The organism is Streptomyces sp. SID12501 (assembly GCF_010550245.1).
Lineage (GTDB): Bacteria > Actinomycetota > Actinomycetes > Streptomycetales > Streptomycetaceae > Streptomyces.
The window spans coordinates 1-419 of sequence record NZ_JAAGLU010000804.1 but is presented as its reverse complement, the minus strand read 5'-3'; the positions used below and the strand labels follow the sequence as shown (position 1 = coordinate 419).

Here is a 419-nt window from a genome sequence, read left to right as displayed (position 1 = left end):
GGCGCCGCGCTCGTCGCCGGGATGAGCTCGTCGATCTGCGCGATCGAGTAGTTCGAGACGCCGATCGAGCGGGTCAGGCCCTCGTCGCGCGCGCGGCGCAGCTCCTGCCAGACCTCGGGGCTGGCCTGCTTGTGCGGCGGCCAGTGGATGAGCCACAGGTCGACGTGGTCGGTGCCGAGCGCGGCCAGCGACTCGGTGATCGTCTGCCGCTCGCGGCCCGCGTGGTCCGGCGGCAGCTTGGTGGTGACGAAGACGTCGTCGCGGTCGATGCCCACGGTCGCGAGCGCGCGCCCGACCTGCGCCTCGTTGCCGTAGCCCGTCGCGGTGTCGACGTGCCGGAACCCGAGCTGCAGCGCGGCCGAGACGGCGAGCTCCGCGTCGGAGCCCTCCGCCTGCCACGTGCCGAACCCGAGCACGGG

1 protein-coding gene is annotated in these 419 nt (G+C 74.0%); it reads right to left on the bottom strand.

Translation table 11 applies throughout. The features are described 5' to 3' along the window. Window positions 1-419: aldo/keto reductase (locus G3I71_RS48545; protein ID WP_164325376.1), on the bottom strand; the 419-nt coding region annotated here is incomplete at both ends.